Raw genomic sequence first — 517 nt, forward strand, 5'->3', positions numbered from 1 at the left:
CTCGATGCGCCAAGCCGTCGACGAGGGCTACATCCTCGACGTGCTGGCGAACTACATCACCTACGAGACCAAGTGGCGGTTGCGCAACGCCGCGGTCGAGCAGGTCGAGTCGCCCATCTCCAACCCGGACGTCGACGCGGGCAAGGCGAAGGCGAAACTGGTCCGGTACGCGGAGCTGCATCCGACATCGCTGGCCCAGAAGGCGAAACTGATCGTCGACGATTTCCGGGAGAACATCGCCGGGCGGCTCGGCGGCCGGGCCAAGACGATGGTCGTCACGAGCAGCCGGCAGCACGCACTCGACCTGTACCAGGCGGTCCGCAGCTACGTCGGGCTGTCCGGGTTCACCGACGCCGGCACGCTGGTCGCGTTCTCCGGGCAGCTGAGCAACGCCGCCGGGTTGGAGTTCACCGAAGCGCAGCTCAACGGCTTTCCGGAAAGCCAGCTACCGGACCGGTTCACCTACACCAAGGCCGACGACCCGCAGGCGACCGCGCGTAATCAGGACGAGTACCGG

1 pseudogene is annotated in these 517 nt (G+C 66.7%); it reads left to right on the forward strand.

Going from position 1 to position 517, the window contains the following annotated elements:
• Window positions 1-517: pseudogene (locus U9980_RS17710) on the forward strand (type I restriction endonuclease subunit R); the annotation flags it as partial.

It is taken from the genome of Protofrankia sp. Cr1, assembly GCF_963555865.1.
Lineage (GTDB): Bacteria > Actinomycetota > Actinomycetes > Frankiales > Frankiaceae > Protofrankia.